The sequence below is a fragment of the Tepidimonas thermarum genome (assembly GCF_007556705.1).
GTDB lineage: Bacteria > Pseudomonadota > Gammaproteobacteria > Burkholderiales > Burkholderiaceae_C > Tepidimonas > Tepidimonas thermarum.
Genome location: NZ_VJOL01000096.1, coordinates 1 through 2,948, shown reverse-complemented (window position 1 = coordinate 2,948; position 2,948 = coordinate 1). Strand labels below are relative to the sequence as shown.

The 2,948-nt window shown below is 63.4% G+C and carries 1 protein-coding gene and 2 pseudogenes; all 3 read right to left on the bottom strand.

Annotated features, from left to right (window positions below):
• Positions 1-214 precede the first annotated feature (214 nt).
• Positions 215-1,345 (bottom strand): annotated as a pseudogene (locus Tther_RS12925) (NAD(P)/FAD-dependent oxidoreductase); the annotation flags it as partial.
• A gap of 10 nt (positions 1,346-1,355) precedes the next feature.
• The gene (locus tag Tther_RS12920; protein ID WP_143904507.1) at positions 1,356-2,156 is read right to left on the bottom strand and encodes an ABC transporter ATP-binding protein; all 801 of its coding nucleotides are present in this window, start codon (positions 2,154-2,156) and stop codon (positions 1,356-1,358) included.
• A pseudogene (ntrB, locus tag Tther_RS12915) lies at positions 2,153-2,731 on the bottom strand (nitrate ABC transporter permease); the annotation flags it as partial. The pseudogene ntrB and the gene Tther_RS12920, both read right to left, overlap by 4 nt.
• Between the last annotated feature and the right edge of the window lie 217 nt (positions 2,732-2,948).

Genomic DNA, 2,948 nt, shown 5'->3' with positions numbered 1-2,948 from the left:
GCGCCATCCAGTCCGTTCTCGAGCAAGATCGCATAAGCGGCTTCCAAGGGGTTGGTTTCGACTCGTATTGCCATGAGGGTTACACTCCTTTCTCGAAGTCATGGCGTCAGACCCACCCTCGCGCTGTCTGCTGGGCGGGGAGCGTAGGGGCGTAGCGCCGGAGATCCCCGCCCAGCAGACAACCGGCAAAATGGAATTTACAGAAAGAACGATACACAACTTGATCATTCTTGATGACCAGCTTCTTGTAGACGCCGCCTATGGGATCGCTCAGAACGATTTCTTCCGTGCCCTCGCCGCCCATGAAATCGCCCGCGCTGAACAGGTCGATGCCCGTGACCTTGAGCTTGGTCGAGGTGAGCGAGCCGCTGTAGCGGCCGATGCCGAACTCGGCCAGGTGGGTGGCCAGGACCTTGGCCTGCTCGAACAGCGGCGCGACCAGGCCATAGGTCACGCCACGGTGCGACACACACTCGCCCACCGCGTAGATGCGTGGGTCGGTCACGGTCTGCAAGGTGTCGCTCACCACGATGCCGCGGTTGACGTGCAGGCGCATGCGCTCGGCCAGCGCGGTGTTGGGGCGGATGCCGACGGCCATCACCACCAGGTCGGCGGGCACTTCGCTGCCGTCCTTGAATTTCACGGCCTTGACGCGACCATCGTCGCCGCCGACCAGCTCCTGGGTCTGCGCGCCGATCAGGAACCGCATGCCTCGCTCTTCCAACGATTTCTGCAGCAGCTTGCCGGCAACCTCGTCGAGCTGTCGCTCCATCAACCACGGGGCAACATGCACGACAGTGACCTGCATGCCGCGCTTCATCAGCCCGTTGGCCGCTTCCAGGCCCAGCAGGCCGCCGCCAATCACCACCGCGGTTTTGTAGGTTGCCGCTGCCTCGATCATGGCCTGGGTGTCGGCGATGTCGCGGTAGGCCAGCACGCCTTTGAGATCCTTGCCGGGGATGGGCAAGATGACGGGATGGGAGCCGGTGGCCAGGATCAGGCGGTCGTACTCGGCCGAGACTTTTTCGCCGTTGGGGCCGACCGAATGAGCGATGCGCTTGACGCGGTCGACTTCGGTCACCTTATAGCCCGCGTGTAGCGTGATACCGTGCTCGGCGTACCAGGACCAGTCGTTGAGGATGATCTGGTCGATGGTCTGCTCGCCCGCCAGCACCGGTGAAAGCAGGATGCGGTTGTAGTTCGGGTGGGGCTCGGCGCCGAACACCGTGATGTCGTACAGGTCGGGGGCAATCTTGAGCAGCTCTTCGAGCGCGCGCACGCCGGCCATGCCGTTGCCGACCATCACCAGTTTCATCTTCGCCTTGGGGTTGACGCGCATGTCCATGATGTTCTCCTCAGGCCACTTTCTCCACATGGCTTTGCCGTGTGTAGAGAAAATCGATGACCGCCTTGCGGTAGCGCTGATACCGAGGGTCGTCGGCCAGGGCCACGCGGTTGCGCGGGCGCGGCAGTTCGACAGCGAGTACTTCGCCAATGGTGGCCGCCGGGCCGTTGGTCATCATCACGATCTTGTCGGACAGCAGCACCGCCTCGTCCACGTCGTGCGTGACCATCACCACGGTGGCCTGGGTCTTGGCGACGATCTCCAGCAGCTCGTCCTGCAGCTTGGCGCGGGTCAACGCGTCCAGGGCGCCGAAGGGTTCGTCCATCAGCAGCACCTTGGGCTCCATCGACAGCGCGCGGGCGATACCCACGCGCTGCTTCATGCCACCCGAAATTTCGCCGGGGCGCTTCTGCGCGGCGGCCGTCAGGCCGACCAGGGCCAGTGCGTCATGGGTGCGCTGCTTGAGTTGCGCCTTGCTTTCGCTCGCACCAAACACGCGTTCGACCGCGAGGTAGATGTTCTCGAAGCAGGTCAGCCAGGGCAGCAGCGAGTGGTTCTGGAACACCACGGCGCGCTCGGGACCGGGCCCCGCGATTTCCTTGTCGGCGCAGAGCAGCACGCCGCTGGTGGGTTTGGTCAGGCCCGCGATCAGGTTCAGCAGCGTGGACTTGCCGCAGCCCGAGTGGCCGATGAGGGCCACGAACTCGCCTTTGGCCACGGTCAGGTTGATGTCGCGCAGCGCGGGGAACAGGCCCTTCTTGGTCTTGAAGGTTTGCGCGACGCCCTGGATGTCGATGTACTTCGTGTTCATGCCTTGACCTCCTCATACGTAAACAAGGAGGCCAGCTTGATGAGCGCGACCTCCAACAGCAGGCCGACGATGCCGATCACGAAGATGGCGATGATGATGCTGGAGACGTTGAGGTTGTTCCACTCGTCCCAGACCCAGAAGCCGATGCCCACGCCACCGGTCAGCATCTCGGCTGCGACGATCACCAGCCAGGCCGTCCCCACGGCCAGGCGCACGCCGGTCAGCAGGTAGGGCAGCACGGCGGGGAACAGGATCTTGGTAAAGATCTTCCATTCGCTGAGGTTGAGCACGCGGGCCACGTTCATGTAGTCCTGCGGCACGCGCTGCACCCCCACAGCGGTGTTGATGACCATGGGCCAGATCGAGCAGATGAAGATGGTCCAGATGGCGGCCGGGTTGGCGCCCTTGAACACCAGCAGGCCGATCGGCAGCCAAGCCAGCGGCGAGACCGGGCGCAGCAGGCTGATGATCGGGTTGAGCATGCGGCTGAGGAACACCGAGCGGCCGATGACAAAGCCCGCCGGGATGCCCACCAGAGCGGCCAGGCCGAAGCCGATGGCCACGCGCTTGAAGTTGTGTATCGTTCTTTCTGTAAATTCCATTTTGCCGGTTGTCTGCTGGGCGGGGATCTCCGGCGCTACGCGCCTACGCTCCCCGCCCAGCAGACAGCGCGAGGGTGGGTCTGACGCCATGACTTCGAGAAAGGAGTGTAACCCTCATGGCAATACGAGTCGAAACCAACCCCTTGGAAGCCGCTTATGCGATCTTGCTCGAGAACGGACTGGATGGCGC